17 protein-coding genes are annotated in these 16361 nt (G+C 67.1%); 7 read left to right on the plus strand and 10 right to left on the minus strand.

Going from position 1 to position 16361, the window contains the following annotated elements; all coding sequences use genetic code 11:
* Window positions 1-17 precede the first annotated feature (17 nt).
* Together glp and CEX87_RS09255 are read right to left on the minus strand one after the other, a co-directional pair.
* Complete coding sequence (gene glp / locus CEX87_RS09250) at window positions 18-1283, minus strand: molybdotransferase-like divisome protein Glp (RefSeq protein WP_064426386.1); 1266 nt, start codon at window positions 1281-1283, stop codon at window positions 18-20.
* A gap of 28 nt (window positions 1284-1311) precedes the next feature.
* The gene (locus tag CEX87_RS09255; RefSeq protein WP_064399525.1) at window positions 1312-2223 is read right to left on the minus strand and encodes a UTP--glucose-1-phosphate uridylyltransferase; all 912 of its coding nucleotides are present in this window, start codon (window positions 2221-2223) and stop codon (window positions 1312-1314) included.
* A 76-nt stretch (window positions 2224-2299) separates the two neighbouring features.
* Here CEX87_RS09255 and CEX87_RS09260 point away from each other — a divergent pair, with 76 nt between their 5' ends.
* From CEX87_RS09260 to mscL, 4 genes are all read left to right on the plus strand, one after another.
* Window positions 2300-2914 (plus strand): 5-formyltetrahydrofolate cyclo-ligase, encoded by a 615-nt coding sequence (locus tag CEX87_RS09260; protein ID WP_094286836.1) that lies wholly within the window; start codon window positions 2300-2302, stop codon window positions 2912-2914.
* 59 nt (window positions 2915-2973) lie between these two features.
* Window positions 2974-3327 (plus strand): FmdB family zinc ribbon protein, encoded by a 354-nt coding sequence (locus tag CEX87_RS09265; RefSeq protein ID WP_094286838.1) that lies wholly within the window; start codon window positions 2974-2976, stop codon window positions 3325-3327.
* 69 nt (window positions 3328-3396) lie between these two features.
* Window positions 3397-4047 (plus strand): SAF domain-containing protein, encoded by a 651-nt coding sequence (locus CEX87_RS09270; RefSeq protein WP_094286840.1) that lies wholly within the window; start codon window positions 3397-3399, stop codon window positions 4045-4047.
* Window positions 4048-4159: 112 nt separating this feature from the next.
* Window positions 4160-4618, plus strand: a complete 459-nt coding sequence (gene mscL, locus CEX87_RS09275; protein ID WP_094286842.1) for a large-conductance mechanosensitive channel protein MscL — start codon at window positions 4160-4162, stop codon at window positions 4616-4618.
* A 60-nt stretch (window positions 4619-4678) separates the two neighbouring features.
* Here the strand turns inward: mscL and CEX87_RS09280 are convergent, their stop codons facing one another.
* The 8 genes from CEX87_RS09280 to rpmF all read right to left on the minus strand — a co-directional run bounded on the left by CEX87_RS09280 (window position 4679) and on the right by rpmF (window position 11611).
* Window positions 4679-5323, minus strand: a complete 645-nt coding sequence (locus tag CEX87_RS09280; RefSeq protein ID WP_094286844.1) for an MspA family porin — start codon at window positions 5321-5323, stop codon at window positions 4679-4681.
* Between the two features lie 535 nt (window positions 5324-5858).
* Window positions 5859-6503 carry an MspA family porin gene (locus CEX87_RS09285; RefSeq protein WP_094286846.1) on the minus strand — a complete coding sequence of 215 codons (645 nt, stop codon included), beginning with the start codon at window positions 6501-6503 and terminating at the stop codon, window positions 5859-5861.
* 370 nt (window positions 6504-6873) lie between these two features.
* Window positions 6874-7032, minus strand: a complete 159-nt coding sequence (locus CEX87_RS27350) for a hypothetical protein (RefSeq protein WP_099459188.1) — start codon at window positions 7030-7032, stop codon at window positions 6874-6876.
* Window positions 7033-7085: 53 nt separating this feature from the next.
* Complete coding sequence (locus CEX87_RS09290) at window positions 7086-7631, minus strand: MogA/MoaB family molybdenum cofactor biosynthesis protein (protein WP_094286979.1); 546 nt, start codon at window positions 7629-7631, stop codon at window positions 7086-7088.
* A 23-nt stretch (window positions 7632-7654) separates the two neighbouring features.
* The gene (locus tag CEX87_RS09295) at window positions 7655-9025 is read right to left on the minus strand and encodes a trypsin-like peptidase domain-containing protein (RefSeq protein WP_094286848.1); all 1371 of its coding nucleotides are present in this window, start codon (window positions 9023-9025) and stop codon (window positions 7655-7657) included.
* A gap of 185 nt (window positions 9026-9210) precedes the next feature.
* Window positions 9211-10680 (minus strand): HAMP domain-containing sensor histidine kinase, encoded by a 1470-nt coding sequence (locus tag CEX87_RS09300; protein WP_064426390.1) that lies wholly within the window; start codon window positions 10678-10680, stop codon window positions 9211-9213.
* Window positions 10680-11366 carry a response regulator transcription factor gene (locus CEX87_RS09305; RefSeq protein WP_064399516.1) on the minus strand — a complete coding sequence of 229 codons (687 nt, stop codon included), beginning with the start codon at window positions 11364-11366 and terminating at the stop codon, window positions 10680-10682. Before CEX87_RS09305 ends, CEX87_RS09300 begins: the two co-directional genes overlap by 1 nt.
* A gap of 71 nt (window positions 11367-11437) precedes the next feature.
* Window positions 11438-11611, minus strand: coding sequence for a 50S ribosomal protein L32 (gene rpmF / locus CEX87_RS09310; protein ID WP_059098102.1), 174 nt, complete (start codon window positions 11609-11611; stop codon window positions 11438-11440).
* A gap of 199 nt (window positions 11612-11810) precedes the next feature.
* Here rpmF and CEX87_RS09315 point away from each other — a divergent pair, with 199 nt between their 5' ends.
* Genes CEX87_RS09315 through CEX87_RS09325 form a run of 3 tightly spaced genes read left to right on the plus strand, consistent with a single transcriptional unit; the run spans window position 11811 to window position 16296 of the window.
* Window positions 11811-13550, plus strand: coding sequence for an acyclic terpene utilization AtuA family protein (locus CEX87_RS09315; protein WP_269845536.1), 1740 nt, complete (start codon window positions 11811-11813; stop codon window positions 13548-13550).
* The gene (locus CEX87_RS09320; RefSeq protein WP_094286852.1) at window positions 13547-14704 is read left to right on the plus strand and encodes an acyl-CoA dehydrogenase family protein; all 1158 of its coding nucleotides are present in this window, start codon (window positions 13547-13549) and stop codon (window positions 14702-14704) included. The genes CEX87_RS09315 and CEX87_RS09320 overlap by 4 nt, the downstream gene beginning before the upstream one ends.
* Window positions 14701-16296 carry an acyl-CoA carboxylase subunit beta gene (locus CEX87_RS09325; RefSeq protein ID WP_094286854.1) on the plus strand — a complete coding sequence of 532 codons (1596 nt, stop codon included), beginning with the start codon at window positions 14701-14703 and terminating at the stop codon, window positions 16294-16296. The genes CEX87_RS09320 and CEX87_RS09325 overlap by 4 nt, the downstream gene beginning before the upstream one ends.
* Window positions 16297-16361 lie beyond the last annotated feature (65 nt).

The following is a 16361-nucleotide window of genomic DNA, read 5'->3' on the forward strand; positions in this document are numbered from 1 at the left end:
GTCGACACCCGCGCGGATCAGCCGCGTTGTGCCAGGAAAGCGACGTCGACGATCTCGCCGGTACGGACCGATTCGGCTTCGGTGGGCACGATGACGAGACAGTTCGCCTCGGCCAGTGTGGCCAGCAAGTGCGACGCGCCAGGCGCACCGCCGAGCGCCTGGACGAGGTACTCGCCGGTGTCCTGATCCCGCATGAGTTGACCGCGCAGATATCCCGTCCGTCCCGCGACCGACTCGATCGGCGACAACGCGCGGGCCTGCACGATGCGGCGATGCGCATGCCGCTTGCCCAGCGACAACCGGATCAGTGGACGCACCATGACCTCGAACACCACCAGCGCGCTGACCGGGTTGGCGGGCAACAGGAACACCGGAACGCCGTCGCGGCCCAGTTGGCCGAACCCCTGCACCGAGCCGGGGTGCATGGCGATACGGGTCACCTCCATCTCCCCGAGCTCGGCGAGCACCGAACGCACCCCCTCGGCGGCCGCCCCGCCGACCGCCCCGGCGATGACGACCACCTCGGCGCGGTTGAGCTGACCCTCGACGACTTCGCGCAGCCGCTTGGGGTCGGTGTCGACGATGCCGACCCGGTTCACCTCGGCGCCCGCGTCACGCCCCGCGGCGGCCAGCGCGTAGGAGTTCACGTCGTACACCTGACCGTTGCCCGGTGTGCGGGAGATGTCGACGAGTTCACCGCCCACGCACATGACGGACAATCGCGGCCGCGGATGCACCAGGACCCGCTCCCTGCCGACCGCAGCCAACAGGCCGACCTGCGCGGCGCCGATGATCGTGCCCGATCGCACCGCGACGTCACCCGGTTGGACATCGTCGCCCGTTCGCCGAACGTAGGCGCCCGAGCGCACGCCACGCAGCACCCTCACCCGCGCATCGCCGCCGTCGGTCCAGCGCAGCGGGAGCACCGCGTCGGCCAGCGTCGGCATCGGGGCGCCGGTCTGGACCCGCGCGGCCTGACGCGGCTGCAGCCTGCTGGGGGTGCGGGCGCCGGCCTCGATCAGTCCCATCACCGGCAGGCTCACTTCGCCGTCGGACGGCTCCTCCCCGTCTGGCGCGTCGCCGGCCTCGCCGACGCCGAGCACGTCAACGCTGCGGACCGCGTACCCGTCGATCGCGGCCTGATCGAATCCGGGCAGCGGACGCTCGGTGACGACTTCCTCGGCGCACATCAACCCCTGCGCCTCGGCTATCGCCACCCGTACCGGCCGCGGCGCCACCGCCGCGGCCGCAACGCGTGCCTGCTGTTCCTCGACCGAACGCACTGCACCCCTATCTATGCGTCGGGGCTCATCAGCAGTCGATCAGCCCCAATCGCTCCACCAACCACCGCCGGAGTTCCGGCCCGTAGTCATCGCGCTTCAACGCAAAGTCAACCGCAGCCTTGAGGTAGCCTCCGGGATTTCCGAGGTCGTGTCGAGAGCCGCGGTGGACGACGACGTGCACCGGGTGTCCCTCGTTGATGAGCAACGCCACGGCGTCGGTCAGCTGGATCTCACCTCCCGCGCCGCGCGGAACCCGCCGCAGTGCGTCGAAGATGGCCCGGTCCAGGACGTATCGACCGGCCGCGGCGTACGGCGACGGGGCATCCTCGGCCTTCGGCTTCTCGTACATCCCCTTCACACGCAACACGTTCGGGTTGTTCGTGTCGGAGACGGGTTCGACGTCGAAGACGCCGTAAGCGCTGATTTCGTCGCGCGGCACTTCGATCGCACACAGCACCGAACCACCGCGTTTGGCCCGCACCTTCGACATGGTCTCCAGCACGCCGGTCGGCAGCACGAGGTCGTCGGGCAGCAGCACCGCGATCGCGTCCTCCTCGGGGCTCAGCTTCGGTTCCACGCAGCTGACCGCGTGGCCGAGGCCCAGCGGCTCGGCCTGCACCACCGACTCGACCTTGATGAGGGCCGGTGCGCGACGCACCTTCTCCAGCATCGACTTCTTGCCGCGGGCCTCCAAGGTGCCCTCGAGCACGAGGTCCTCGACGAAATGCGCGACGACCCCGTCCTTGCCCTCCGACGTGATGATGATCAGCCGTTCCGCGCCCGCCTCGGCCGCTTCCGCCGCGACGAGTTCGATGCCCGGTGTGTCGACGACCGGGAGCAGTTCCTTGGGGACCGTTTTGGTGGCCGGCAGGAACCGAGTGCCCAGGCCAGCCGCAGGAACCACCGCCGTGTGGGGGATCGAGACCAGAGGCCGTGTCATCGTTCACACACTAACGTCCATGGGCAGGTTGAACGTTGCGAGGTCGGGCGTGTTGAGACCGATTGGGGAAGATGACATGAGCGCGACCAAGGCGGAGCTACGGGCCTCGATTCTGGTAGCTCGCCGGGCCCTGCCCGCGCACGAGCACGACGCCGATGCATACGCGTTGACCGAGCATGTGTCGGCACTCGTCTCGACCGAAACGACTGTCTGCGCCTACGTCCCGGTCGGCTCCGAGCCCGGCTCCCCCGAGATGATCGACGCCCTTCACCGGCGTGGCGTGCGGGTGCTGCTGCCGGTCGCCAGGTACGACGTAGCGGGTACCCCGCAGCCGTTGCAGTGGGGCGAGTACGTGCCCGGCGAATTGGCGGAGGGGCGGTTCGGTCTTCGGGAACCGGAAGGGCCGCGGCTCGAACCCGAGACCATCGCGCTTGCCGCAACATTGTTGATTCCCGCGCTCGCGGTCGATCGCGGTGGTGTGCGGCTGGGCCGCGGTGCCGGCTTCTACGACCGGTCGCTGCGGTTGGCGTCGCGGTCGGCGCGGCTCGTGGCGGTCGTGCGTGACGACGAACTCGTCGACCGACTGCCCGCCGAACCGCACGACGTGTCGATGACCCACGCGCTGACACCGCGGCGCGGGTTGGTGACCCTCGGCCGGGCGACGGGGCCGGGAATGACGCACGCCACGTAGCGGTTCTAGCACTTGAGCCGGTAGAGTGCTAACAGATTTGACCACCAGGGAGGGGTCCCGTGCCTACGTATTCCTATGCGTGCACCGAGTGCGGCGACAAGTTCGACGCAGTCCAGGCGTTCAGCGACGCCTCGCTGACCACGTGCAAGAAGTGCAACGGCCGGCTGCGCAAGCTGTTCGGGAACGTAGGCGTGGTGTTCAAGGGCAGCGGCTTCTACCGCACCGACAGCCGTGAGTCCGCCAAGAGCTCGTCGAACGGCTCGAGCAACGGGTCCAGCTCGTCGGAGTCGAGTTCCTCGTCGGAGAAGACTTCGTCGTCGGAGAAGAAATCGTCGGATTCGGCGGGTTCCAGCACGTCTAGCAGTTCCTCGGGCTCGTCCGGCTCTCCGGCAGCGGCCGCCGCATCGAGCTGACGCTCGAAGTTATCCACAGGACGGCGAGTACCTCGCCCACCCTCCCGATGCGCTGCCTAACTTGGCCGCATGGGGGACTCACTCAATCCGTCGCCGCTGCGTCGGATCACCGAGATCATGCGGCCCGATTGGACGCGCACGGTGCTGGCCCGCCGCATCGCCGCGGGCGCTCTTGTGATGCTCGCCGCCGTCGCAGCGGTGCGTCCCGATCCCGATGACCAGCACGTCGACGCCGTCGTCGCCGCGCGCGACCTGAGCCCGGGAAGCGAACTGACCGCCGATGACGTTCGGCGCGAAAAGCTCGACGCCGCAACGGTTCCCGACGGTGTTCAGACTGATGCCGCCGCGGTCGTCGGCGCCACGCTGGCTGGCCCCGTCCGCCGCGGCGAGGCGCTCACCGATGTCCGCCTGCTGACGCCCCGGCTCGCCGAAGCGGCGGCGGGCGCGACCGCGCGCATCGTGCCGCTGTCGCTCGACGAGACCGCGGTGCTCGATCTGATCCGCCCGGGCGATGTGGTCGACGTGCTGGCCGCCGGCGGCGAATCCGACACCCGGCCGCGGGTGGTGGCCAGCGATGCGATCGTCGTGTTGGTGTCCGAAAAGCCCACGGGGACAGGCGCGGGCACCGACCGCGTGGTTCTGGTGGCGCTGCCCGCCCATGCCGCCAACGAGGTGGCCGCCGCGACGCTGGTGGAGACCGTGACGCTCACGCTGCACTGAAGACGGGCCGGTAGCACCCCCTCCACGTGGGGTATTCCTGCCCTGTCCGGTGGTAACGCGGCTAACGTGCGAACTGTCGACCACAAACCAGGGCAGGGAGGATCTGAGACACATGTTGAAGGGCTTCAAAGATTTCCTCGCCAGAGGCAACATCGTCGACCTCTCGGTCGCGGTGGTCATCGGTACGGCGTTCACCGGGCTGGTCACCAGGTTCACCGACAGCATCATCGAGCCGCTGATCAGCCGCATCGGCGCGGGCGGTGAATCCGACTACGGCATTCTGCGCATCGGCATCGGCGGGGGCCAGACGATCGACCTGAATGTTCTGCTGTCCGCAGCGATCAACTTCATCCTGGTTGCGGCCGTCGTGTACTTCCTCGTCGTGCTGCCCTACAACCGGCTGCGCAAGAAGGGCGAAGTCGAGCAGGCCCAGGACACCGAGCTGACCCTGCTGACCGAGATCCGCAACATCCTCGCCGAGACCAACGGTTCCTCGGGCGCACACAGCGCCGCACCCGGCACCGGTCCCGACCCCGACACCGCGAAGACCACGAGCGCCGACAAAACCTGATCGGAACGGAACAGCCCCCGGAGAGTTCCGGGGGCTGTTCGTTGCTCGGGAGAGCGTCTGTCAGTTCATGTTCCACGGTTCGCCGTAGGTGGTGACGCTGTCACCGGCCGACGAGATCAGTCGGGCGAACGGACGCAACAACACACCACCGGCAGCACCGGTGACAGTGCCGTGCGCATTGGACACCGCCACACCACCTTCCGCGCCGGCCACATCCACCGAGAAGGTCGCGACCTCCTGAATACCCGGGCCGTTACCGAGATCGGCGCTGATCGACACACCCGGGAACAGGTTCGGCGTGGTCAAGAAGCCCTGGTTCGGGTCGAGGGTCGGCGGCGCCTGGTCGAGCAGGATGTTCGGGGTGGTGTAGCTGAAGTTGATGCCCACGCCCAGCGACCACGGGAAGCCGATCTGATAGCCCAACTCCAACGTGCCCTCGAACTCGTCGGCACCCGGGCCGGCCACGATGTACTTCGCCCGGCCGCTGTGGAACCACTCACGAGTCAGCCGGTTGCGGTCAAGAGGAAACACGCCATTGAGGAAGGTGTCCCACTGCTGAATGGTCAGCGTCCGGTCCTTGCCGTCGACCAGACTCAACTCATTGTCCAGCCCCGCGTGAGAGGTGCCCGAACTCACGAACAACGACGCGAGGGCTCCAGCGATCGCCAAAACCAGCGCCATCAGCACCCGACCGAATACCTTCATGTTCTCCCTAGCTAGTCGATGCGGCCCCCCTGTGGACCCGCAACTGGTGTCAGCCGTAGCTGGCGCTAGCGCCGCACGACGCATGAGTGCCATTTGAGCAAATGAGAGACCTCATGCTGCTCTAATGTTTCGCTCATCCGTTGACACGAGGAACATAACGGCGCTGACGGAAACCGGCAACGCGAAAGCGTGAGCCTCATCCGCGAAGCCCCGGCTATTCCCGCACGGTTCATTTCGGCTCAGCGCGCGAATAAGGCCTGTCACGAGCGGATTCCGCCGCTCTTTCGCGGGTATTGTGGGACTTCAAGCTCGTCGTTTCGGCCGGGCGGGTGTCGGCGACGTGTGCTGCGGCACACCTGACCTCGATTCGAGCCATGGTCACAGTTTCGGTGCTGTAACGCGCAGTGATCAAGATCACTAGCAAAGTGCTTGTGCTATTTACCTAATGGCAACGTCCTGTTCCGCGGGCAGCCAGAAACAAGACAGCCCCCGGAGGGTTGTTCCGGGGGCTGTTCGTTGCTCGGGAGAGCGTCTGTCAGTTCATGTTCCACGGCTCGCCGTAGGTGGTGACGCTGTCCCCGGCCGACGAGATCAGCCGCGCGAACGGACGCAACAACACACCACCGGCAGCACCGGTGACAGTGCCGTGCGCATTGGACACCGCCACACCACCTTCCGCGCCGGCCACATCCACCGAGAAGGTCGCGACCTCCTGAATACCCGGGCCGTTACCGAGATCGGCGCTGATCGACACACCCGGGAACAGGTTCGGCGTGGTCAAGAAGCCCTGGTTCGGGTCGAGGGTCGGCGGCGCCTGGTCGAGCAGGATGTTCGGGGTGGTGTAGCTGAAGTTGATGCCCACGCCCAGCGACCACGGGAAGCCGATCTGATAGCCCAACTCCAACGTGCCCTCGAACTCGTCGGCACCCGGGCCGGCCACGATGTACTTCGCCCGGCCGCTGTGGAACCACTCACGAGTCAGCCGGTTGCGGTCAAGAGGAAACACGCCATTGAGGAAGGTGTCCCACTGCTGGATCGTCAGCGTCCGGTCCTTGCCGTCGACCAGACTCAACTCATTGTCCAGCCCCGCGTGAGAGGTGCCCGAACTCACGAACAACGACGCGAGGGCTCCAGCTATCGCCAAAACCAGCGCCATCAGCACCCGACCCAAAACCTTCATAATCTCCCTAGCTATGTCGGCGGTCAGCCCTCGGCTCACCGTGCTCTGCAGTTGGCGCCTGGCACACCTCTGGTCCCAGCGGCACGAAGCCTCTGCGACCAGACGAGAGATCTCACTTGTCGCTGTTACGTGCTGTTCATCGTTTGTGACACGAGGAACATAACGGTCGGGCACAAACCCGGCAACGGGAGATCGCTGTACGAATGCGGAACGTTACCGGACCTGCTGGTTTGCCGAGGAGTCAGCCGGGTACTCGCCGTCGGCCTGTCATCTGCGCGTAACGCGGACCGATCGGTGGGGTCGGGAAAGGACCAGCGCCGCTGCGCTTGAAAATGCGACAAGGCTGGTCGCGCGGTGTCGGCTCGATGAGTCAATTGTGATGCGGCGGACGATTTTCGCGTAGCCAACGCTCGCGCTCGGCGTCCTCGTCGGCCGTCGGGGCGTCGCGCTCATCGCCCGAAATTCTCGGGATGACCTCGCCGAAGAGGTCGTCGAGTGATTCGCGGTCAGGCCTCTGCCGCTCATCCACCGGGACGCCTAATTGTGATTAAGATCACATTCCGAACTTTCGGCGAGTCGGGGTCAGATGTCGAGGCTCGACAGCTGGCCGATGATCTGGACCGCGAGCGGATTGAGGGTCGCCATCCCATCGCGGACCGCCGCGCGGGAACCGGCAAGGTTGACCACCAGGGTGCTGCCCGAGATGCCGGCGAGGCCACGGGAAACACCCGCATCGATCATCCCCGCGGACAACCCCGAGGCGCGCAAGGCCTCCGAGATGCCGAGCAGTTCACGGTCGAGAATGTCGCGGGTGGCTTCGGGCGTCACGTCGCGGGGGGTGACACCCGTTCCACCGACCGACACCACGAGGTCCACCCCGCCGATGACCGCGGTGTTGAGAGCGTTGCGAATCTCGACCTCGTCGGACGACACGACGACGACCCCGTCGACGACGAACCCGGCCTCCGTGAGCAGTTCGGTGACCAGCGGACCGCTGTGGTCCTCCTCGTCGCCGTGTGCGGTGCGGTCGTCGACCACGACGACCAGTGCTCGGCCCACCAACTCCCCTGGCTGCTCCATGACTGCAACCGTATATGCGGCCCGTGACAGCGGCGCGGCCACTCTCAGGGTGCTCACGTCGGTCGGCGTCATCACTGCTGCGCCTTACCCAGCGTGACCTGGACCGACTTCGGCTTGCCCGACGGGTCGAGATACGACAGCGTGACCTTTTCCCCAGGCGCCCTGGAGCGGATGGCGGCGACCAGCGCATCGGCGCTGCCGATCACGCGGTCGTCGACCTTGGTGACCACGACCCCGCTGGGTAGCCCTGCCGCGGCAGCAGCGCCACCGTCAGTCACCTCGACGATCCGAGCGCCGTCGATCGACGCGTCGTTGCCAACCTGCACACCCAGCGACGCGTGCGCGGCGGTGCCGTTCTTGATCAATTCGTCGGCGATCCTCTTGGCCTGGTCCACCGGGATCGCGAAGCCGAGGCCGATGGAACCGCTCTGCGCTTGAGGCCCGGCGTCGGCGCCCAGTGTGGCGATGGCGGAGTTGACGCCGATCAGCTCACCGTTCATGTTGACCAGCGCGCCACCGGAGTTGCCGGGGTTGATGGCGGCATCGGTCTGGATCGCGTCCAGGACGGTGTTCTGATTACGAGCGTCGCCGCTGGCGGCGACGGGACGGTTCAGCGCGCTGATGATCCCGGTCGTGACGGTGCCCTCGAGGCCGAGCGGTGAACCGACGGCGACCACGTCCTGACCCACCTGCAGGTTGGCCGACGAACCGATGGTGATGGGGGTGAGGTCGGAGACGCCCTGAGCCTTCACCACGGCGATGTCGCTACTCGGGTCGGTGCCGATGACGGTGAACGGGGCGCTGCGACCGTTCGAGAAGGTCACCTTGGTCTGGGCCCCGCCCGGGCCCGCCGAGGGGCCACTGGGACCGCCGGGACCGCCCTGGGCCGCCGACACCACGTGGTTGTTGGTCAGGATCAATCCGTCGGAGGACAGGATGATGCCCGACCCCTCTTCGGATGCCCGCCCCATGTCCGTCTCGAGCTTGACGACGCTCGGAACCACCTTCGCCGCGACCTGCTCCACCGAACCCACCGGCAGGCTGGCAGCGGGCACACTGGGCGCCGCGCCGTCGATCGATGACGATGCCGAGGGCCGGTCGGGCTGCGCCAGCAGCGCCACCCCCCCGCCGATGCCGGCCGACACGACCGCCACGGCAAGCGCTCCAGCCGTCAATGCCCCTGCGCGGGAACGCTTTTGCGGTGGCTGACCGGGCAGCGGCTGAGCCGCGCCGCGGTAGGGATCGTAAGGCGAGCGGAACTGCTGCTGGGTCGGATGCTGATGAGCCGCTTGCTGCTGCGTCGCATAGCGCCAGTCGTAGGGCTGCTGCTGGTAAGGGCCGGGGCGCTGAACGCCGCCAGGGTAGCCGGGCGTCCCATGCTCAGCGCCCATCGGCCGACGGCCGGGCGGCGGGGGCGGCGAATACCTCGGGTGATTCGTCATGTCGCTCGGGCTCTTCCTTTTCCCTCGTTCTTTGCGTGTTTCGACCAAATGGACAACGTTCGACTCAGGTCAACAGTGCCCCGTCGGGCTGAGAATCCACTTAGAGAACGTTCGGTTGATACCCAAACTTCGTTCCCCCATTCCCGCCGCTGTCAATCATCGTTGACACTCCGGCCCGTGCCGGGCTACTCGGCAGGGGCGTGTCGGGGAACGACCCACTCGGCGGCGTGATCATGCGCGGGCCGCCCCGGCAGCACGACGTGCATCGATGTACCCGGGGGTTGCCCGCCTGCAACGGTGTCTTCGATTCGCAGCGAACCGCCGTGTTTGAGCACGACCTGCTTCACGATCGCCAATCCGAGGCCCGAGCCCGACATCGACCGGGCCGTTGTGGACCGGTAGAACCGCTCGAACACCAGCGGACGCTCCTGGGGAGGAATGCCGGGGCCGTAATCGGAGACCACCAACTCGGCGTTCATCGCGTCGATCTGCATCAGTCGAACCGTCACCAGGCCGCCGGGAGGGCTCCATTTCGCGGCGTTGTCGAGCAGGTTGAGCACGGCGCGCGCCAAGCCGGCCGAGTCACCGTAGACCAACCACGGTGTGGTCGTCGCCTCGAACTCGATGTCGTTGCGGCGGCGTCGAACTCGTTCCAGCGACCGGTCCACGATCTCGGCGACGTCGACCATCTCGTGCACGGTGACACCCGCGTCGTCGCGCGTCAGGTCCACCAGATCACCGACCAGCGTGGACAATTCCTCGATCTGGGCGATCACGTCTGCCCGCAGTTCGGCCATCTCGTCCTCCGGCAACCGCGGCGCACCGGGTGCCATCGACGCCATCAACAGTTCGACGTTCGTGCGCAACGACGTCAGCGGCGTGCGCAGCTCATGGCCGGCATCGGTCACGAGGCGGGCCTGGCGTTCGCGCGACTCCGCCAGCGCGCGCAACATCATGTTGAACGCCTCGGTGAGACGGGCGAGTTCGTCGCTGCCGAACACCGGGATGGGCCGCAGGTCATCCGTGCGCGCGACGCGCTCGGCGGCCTGGGTCAACCGCGCCACAGGACGTAGGCCCGCACGCGCGACGGCACCACCCGCGATCGCGGCAACCGCAACCCCGATCCCGCCGACGATGATCAGCACCGTGCTCAACCGTCGCAGCAGCGCGGCGGTGGGGACCATGCTCTTGGAGATCAACAGCGAGCTGTCGTTGGACAGGTGCATCGCGAGCACCCGCTGATGATCGACGGTGCGCAGCGACATGATCAGATCCCCTCGCAGGACGGCCTTTTCGGGCTCGCCCAGCGGCAGCGTCTGCCCCTGTTGGTTGGCCGTGAAAATCGCTCGGCCGGGGATCACCAGCATCGCGTTGACGTCCGAGTACGCGGTGCCTTCGATGGCCTTGCTCGGATCGGCTTGCAGCGAGCCGCTTTCCATGAGCAACCGTGCCCGGTTGCGCAGTTGATTGTCGACGTCGTCGTACAACGCGCGCGACACCACCGCCCAGACCGCAACCGTGGTCAGGACAACGACCATCGCCACCATCGACATCGCCAGCAGCATCACACGCCACCGCAGCGACACCGAACTGGTTCTCGAGGGCGGTCGAGGCGATTCGGGTTGGGGCACAGCCCCGTGATTCGGAACAGACATCAGGGAGGTGTTTCGCGCAGCACATAACCCACCCCGCGCACGGTGTGGATCAGTCGCGGCTCTCCTTCGGCTTCGGTCTTGCGGCGCAGGTAACCGACGTACACCTCGAGGGCATTACCGGACGTCGGGAAGTCGAAGCCCCACACCTCTTCGAGGATGCGACTGCGCGTCAGCACCCGGCGCGGATTGGCGATCAGCATCTCGAGAAGGGCGAATTCGGTGCGGGTCAGGCTGATTTGGCGTTGACCCCTGGTCACCTCGCGGGTGACAGGATCGAGCGTCAGATCGGAGAAGGTCATCGCGGCGGACTCCACGCCGTCGTCGGGGCCCGTGCGACGCAATAGCGCCCGCATCCGGGCCAACAACTCTTCGAGCGCGAACGGCTTGGGCAGGTAGTCGTCGGCTCCGGCGTCGAGACCCGCGACCCGTTCGGAGACGGAGTCGCGCGCCGTCAAAACCAGGATCGGCAGGTCGTCACCGGTGCTGCGGAGCTGACGGCACACCTCGAGGCCGTCCAGGCGCGGCATCATCACATCGAGCACCAGGGCATCGGGCCGATCGCTGGCGATTCGTTCCAGCGCCTCGACGCCGTCCCCGGCCAGTTCTACCGAGTATCCGTTGAACGAGAGCGAACGGCGCAGCGACTCGCGCACCGCGCGATCGTCGTCGACGACAAGTATGCGCACAGCCACAGTGTCAACCCCCTGTCTGAGAGTGACCTGAGAGGCGCGCCGGACCCGGTGCGCCCGGCGCCGGGTTAGCGGCGGTCGAGGTCGATCAGGCCGAGGCGGGCGGCCTTGAGCAGCCGGCGCGGCACCTTGTGCTGCTGACCGGCGACGTTGACGCTCACGAGTTCCGTGCGCTTGGCCTTCCACTGCGCGCGCCGGCTACGGGTGTTCGCGCGCGACATCCTGCGCTTGGGCACAGCCATGGTCGAGATCTCCTCTTGAGGGGGTAAGTCTGGCGCCGCGCGCGCGGTTAGGCGCCGGCAAGTGTCTTTCAGGATAGCCAACGACCTGCGTAGCCTCCAAAACAGCGGAAGTCGATGCCCCGAACCTTGACGCGGTACCGCTGGTCATCGTTAACCTACCGGTTGGTTGGCAGCGTCCGCGACGAAGGGAGCCCGCGTGATCTCTGCACGTGGTCCGGTCCGGATCGGTAACTGCTCGGGGTTCTACGGCGACCGGCTCGCGGCCATGCGCGAAATGCTCATCGGCGGCGATCTCGACTACCTGACCGGCGATTATCTCGCCGAGCTGACGATGCTGATCCTGGCGCGCGACCGCGCCAAGTCGGCTGAACGCGGCTACGCCAAGACGTTCCTGACCCAACTCGAGGAGTGCCTCGGCCTGGCACTCGACCGGGGTGTGCGCATCGTCACCAACGCCGGCGGGCTCAACCCCGCCGGGCTCGCCACCGCGGTGCGGGCACTCGCGGAACGGTTGGGGTTGACGGTCAACGTGGCGCACGTCGAGGGCGACGACCTGCTCGGGCGCGCGGACGAGTTCGGCTTCGGCTCGGTTCTGGCAGCCAATGCTTACCTGGGCGCCTGGGGCATCGCCGAATGCCTCGACTCCGGCGCCGACGTGGTCGTGACCGGGCGCGTGACCGACGCATCCGTGACCGTCGGGCCGGCCGCCGCACACCACGGCTGGGATCGCACCGACTACGACCGGCTGGCCGGCGCGGTCGCGGCCGGCCATGTCATCGAATGCGGCGCCCAGGCCACCGGCGGCAACTACGCGTTCTTCGCCCGCGACTTTCCCGATCTCGGCGCTTTGACCCGGCCGGGGTTTCCGCTCGCCGAGATCCACTCGGACGGTTCCTCGGTCATCACCAAACACCCGGGCACTGACGGCGCGGTCACCGTCGACACGGTCACAGCGCAACTGCTGTACGAGATCGGCGGGGCGCGTTACGCCAACCCCGACGCGACGCTGCGCGTCGACAGCATCGAGTTGTCCGGCGACGGACCGGACCGAGTTCAGATCTCCGGTGTGCGCGGTGAGCCGCCGCCGCCCGCGCTGAAGGTCTCGCTCAACAGCATCGGCGGATTCCGCAACGAGATGACGCTCGTGCTGACGGGCCTCGACATCGAGGCCAAGGCGGAATTGGTGCGGCGCCAGCTCGAGGCGGCCCTGACGGTGAAACCGGCCCAGTTCGAGTGGACCCTGGCGCGCACCGACCATCTCGACGCCGACACCGAAGAGGCCGCGAGCGCCCTGTTGCGCTGCGTGGTCCGTGACCCCGATCCCGAGAACGTGGGCCGCCAATTCTCCTCCGCGGCAGTCGAACTCGCGTTGGCAAGCTATCCGGGCTTCCACGCCACCAGCCCGCCCTCTCAAGGGCAGGTCTACGGCGTGTTCAGGCCGGCCTACGTCGCCGCCGCCGAGGTGCCCCACGTCGCCGTGCACGCCGACGGTTCCCATGTCGACATACCGCCCGCGGGGGAAACTCTGGATCTGGCGCCTGTGCCGCCGGCCGCCCTCCCCGAGCCGATTCCGTTCGGCGAGACGAGACGCGCACCTCTCGGCCTCATCGCAGGCGCCCGCAGCGGGGACAAGGGCGGCAGCGCGAACATCGGCGTATGGGTGAGGACCGACCGGCAGTGGCGGTGGCTCTCACACATGCTGACCATCGACAAGTTACGCGAACTCCTGCCCGAGACAGCGGATCTGCCGGTCTCGCGCTACGTGCTGCCCAACCTCCGCGCGGTCAACTTCGTCATCGAAGACATCCTCGGCGAGGGTGTCGCCTACCAGGCCCGGTTCGATCCGCAGGCGAAGGGGCTCGGCGAATGGCTGCGCAGCAGGGTCGTCGACATTCCTGTCGAATTGGGTGAAGACATCCCAGAGGAGCTGTTGGCGTGAGCATTTGGCACACTCCCGAACGCGAACAACTGCGCAAGACCGTGCGGACGTTCGTCGAGCGTGAGGTGCTCCCCCACGTCGACGAGTGGGAACGCGACGGCGAGCTGCCCCGCGACCTGCACCTCAAGGCCGGCCAGGCCGGGCTGTTGGGCGCGGGCTTCCCCGAAGCGGTCGGCGGGGGCGGCGGCGACGGGGCCGACGCGGTGGTGATCTGCGAGGAGATGCACTACGCCGGCTCACCCGGCGGAGTGTTCGCCTCGCTGTTCACCTCGGGAATTGCAGTGCCGCACATGATCGCTTCGGGCGACGAGCGGTTGATCGAGACGTATGTGCGGCCCACTCTGCGCGGCGAGAAGATCGGCAGCCTCGCGATCACCGAACCGGGCGGCGGCTCGGATGTCGGACACCTCACGACGAAGGCGGTGCGAGACGGCTCGGGAGATGGGGACTACATCGTCAACGGCGCCAAGACGTACATCACGTCGGGTGTGCGCGCCGACTACGTCGTGACCGCGGTGCGCACCGGCGGGCCGGGCGCGGCTGGAATCTCGTTGATTGTCGTGGACAAGGGGACTCCCGGCTTTGAAGTCACCCGCAAGCTGGACAAGATGGGCTGGCGCTCCTCGGATACCGCCGAACTGTCCTACACCGACGTTCGGGTCCCCGCCGCCAACCTCGTCGGCGCGGAGAACTCGGGCTTCCTGCAGATCGCGGCGGCGTTCGTCTCCGAACGGGTCGGACTCGCCGCGCAGGCCTACGCCGGCGCGCAGCGCTGCCTCGACCTCACCGTCGAGTGGTGCCGCAACCGGGAAACCTTCGGCCGGCCGCTGATCTCACGACAGCAGGTCCAGAACACGCTGGCCGAGATGGCGCGGCGGATCGATGTGGCACGGGTGTACACCCGCCACGTCGTCGAACGGCAGATTCATGGTGAGACCAACCTCGTCGCCGAAGTGTGCTTCGCCAAGAACACCGCCGTCGAGGCCGGCGAATGGGTGGCCAACCAGGCCGTCCAACTGTTCGGCGGCATGGGCTACATGGCCGAGTCCGAGGTCGAACGTCAGTACCGCGACATGCGGATCCTCGGGATCGGCGGCGGCACAACCGAAATACTCACCTCACTGGCCGCCAAGACGTTGGGATACCAGTCGTGACCGCTCTTCGATCCACGCTCGACACCGCATCGCCCACGTTCGGCGAGGCGGCGGCCGCGATGACCGCCAAGCTCGCCGAACTCGACACCGAACACGCCAAAGCGCTGGCCGGCGGCGGCGAGAAGTACGTGCAGCGGCACCACGACCGCGGCAAGCTGACCGCACGCGAGCGCATCGAGCTGCTGATCGACCCCGACTCACCGTTTCTGGAGCTGAGCCCGCTCGCCGCGTGGGGCAGCGACTTCACCGTCGGCGCCAGCGTGGTCACCGGCATCGGCGCGGTCGAGGGCGTCGAATGCTTGCTCGTCGCCAACGATCCCACCGTCAAGGGCGGCACGAGTAACCCGTGGACGCTGAAGAAGATCCTGCGCGCCAACCAGATTGCATTGCAGAACCGGCTGCCGCTGATCTCTCTGGTGGAGTCCGGCGGGGCGGACCTGCCGACACAGAAGGAGATCTTCATCCCCGGCGGGCAGATGTTCCGCGACCTGACCAGGTTGTCCGCGGCCGGCATTCCAACGGTCGCCCTGGTGTTCGGCAACTCGACCGCAGGTGGGGCCTACATCCCCGGCATGTCCGACCACGTCGTGATGATCAAGGAGCGGTCCAAGGTATTTTTGGCCGGGCCGCCGCTGGTGAAGATGGCCACCGGCGAAGAAGCCGACGACGAGTCTCTCGGCGGAGCCGAAATGCACGCCCGCACATCGGGTCTGGCCGACTACTTCGCGCTCGACGAGGCCGACGCCATCCGCATCGGGCGCCGCATCGTCGCCCGGCTGGACTGGCACAAGCGAGGCCCGAAGCCCGCACAGGTCGTCGAACCCCTCTACGACGCCGAAGAGCTGGTCGGCATCGTGCCCGCGGATCTGCGCATCCCGTTCGATCCGCGCGATGTGATCGCCCGCGTCGTCGACGGGTCGGAATTCGACGAGTTCAAGCCGATGTACGGCTCGTCACTGGTGACGGGGTGGGCAAGGCTCTACGGTTACCAGATCGGCATCCTGGCCAACGCACGCGGCGTCCTGTTCAGCGAGGAGTCGCAGAAGGCCACCCAGTTCATCCAGCTGGCGAACCGGTCGAACACCCCACTGTTGTTCCTGCACAACACGACCGGATACATGGTCGGCCGCAAGTACGAGGAGGGCGGCATGATCAAACACGGCTCGATGATGATCAACGCCGTCTCGAACTCGACCGTGCCACACATCTCGCTGCTGATCGGAGCCTCGTACGGCGCTGGTCACTACGGAATGTGCGGCCGCGCTTACGACCCGCGGTTCCTGTTCGCCTGGCCCAGCGCCAAATCCGCGGTGATGGGCGGAACACAGCTGGCGGGAGTGCTGTCGATCGTCAGCCGCGCCGCCGCCGAGGCCCGCGGCCAGGCCGTGGACGAGGACGCCGATGCCGCGCTGCGAGCCGCGGTGGAAGCGCAGATCGACGCCGAATCGCTTCCGATGTTCCTGTCGGGCCGGCTCTACGACGACGGAGTGATCGATCCCCGCGACACCCGCACCGTCCTCGGAATGTGTCTGTCCGCCATTGCCAATGGCCCGATCGAGGGGACGTCGAACTTCGGCGTCTTCCGGATGTGAGCGCGATGTCCTCGTCTCCCGAAACCGAACTCATGCGCGATATCTCGCGGACGTCTCGATCACCT

The organism is Mycobacterium lehmannii (genome assembly GCF_002245535.1).
GTDB classification, from domain to species: domain Bacteria; phylum Actinomycetota; class Actinomycetes; order Mycobacteriales; family Mycobacteriaceae; genus Mycobacterium; species Mycobacterium lehmannii.

Bases quoted from the DNA above. Each gene is read 5' to 3' on its own strand.
- CEX87_RS09295 (WP_094286848.1), bottom strand. From the start codon at position 9,025: ATGACGAATCACCCGAGGTATTCGCCGCCCCCGCCGCCCGGCCGTCGG.
- CEX87_RS09255 (WP_064399525.1), bottom strand. From the start codon at position 2,223: ATGACACGGCCTCTGGTCTCGATCCCCCACACGGCGGTGGTTCCTGCG.
- CEX87_RS09280 (WP_094286844.1), bottom strand. From the start codon at position 5,323: ATGAAGGTATTCGGTCGGGTGCTGATGGCGCTGGTTTTGGCGATCGCT.
- CEX87_RS09300 (WP_064426390.1), bottom strand. From the start codon at position 10,680: ATGTCTGTTCCGAATCACGGGGCTGTGCCCCAACCCGAATCGCCTCGA.
- CEX87_RS09260 (WP_094286836.1), top strand. From the start codon at position 2,300: ATGAGCGCGACCAAGGCGGAGCTACGGGCCTCGATTCTGGTAGCTCGC.
- rpmF (WP_059098102.1), bottom strand. From the start codon at position 11,611: ATGGCTGTGCCCAAGCGCAGGATGTCGCGCGCGAACACCCGTAGCCGG.
- mscL (WP_094286842.1), top strand. From the start codon at position 4,160: ATGTTGAAGGGCTTCAAAGATTTCCTCGCCAGAGGCAACATCGTCGAC.
- CEX87_RS09270 (WP_094286840.1), top strand. From the start codon at position 3,397: ATGGGGGACTCACTCAATCCGTCGCCGCTGCGTCGGATCACCGAGATC.
- CEX87_RS09285 (WP_094286846.1), bottom strand. From the start codon at position 6,503: ATGAAGGTTTTGGGTCGGGTGCTGATGGCGCTGGTTTTGGCGATAGCT.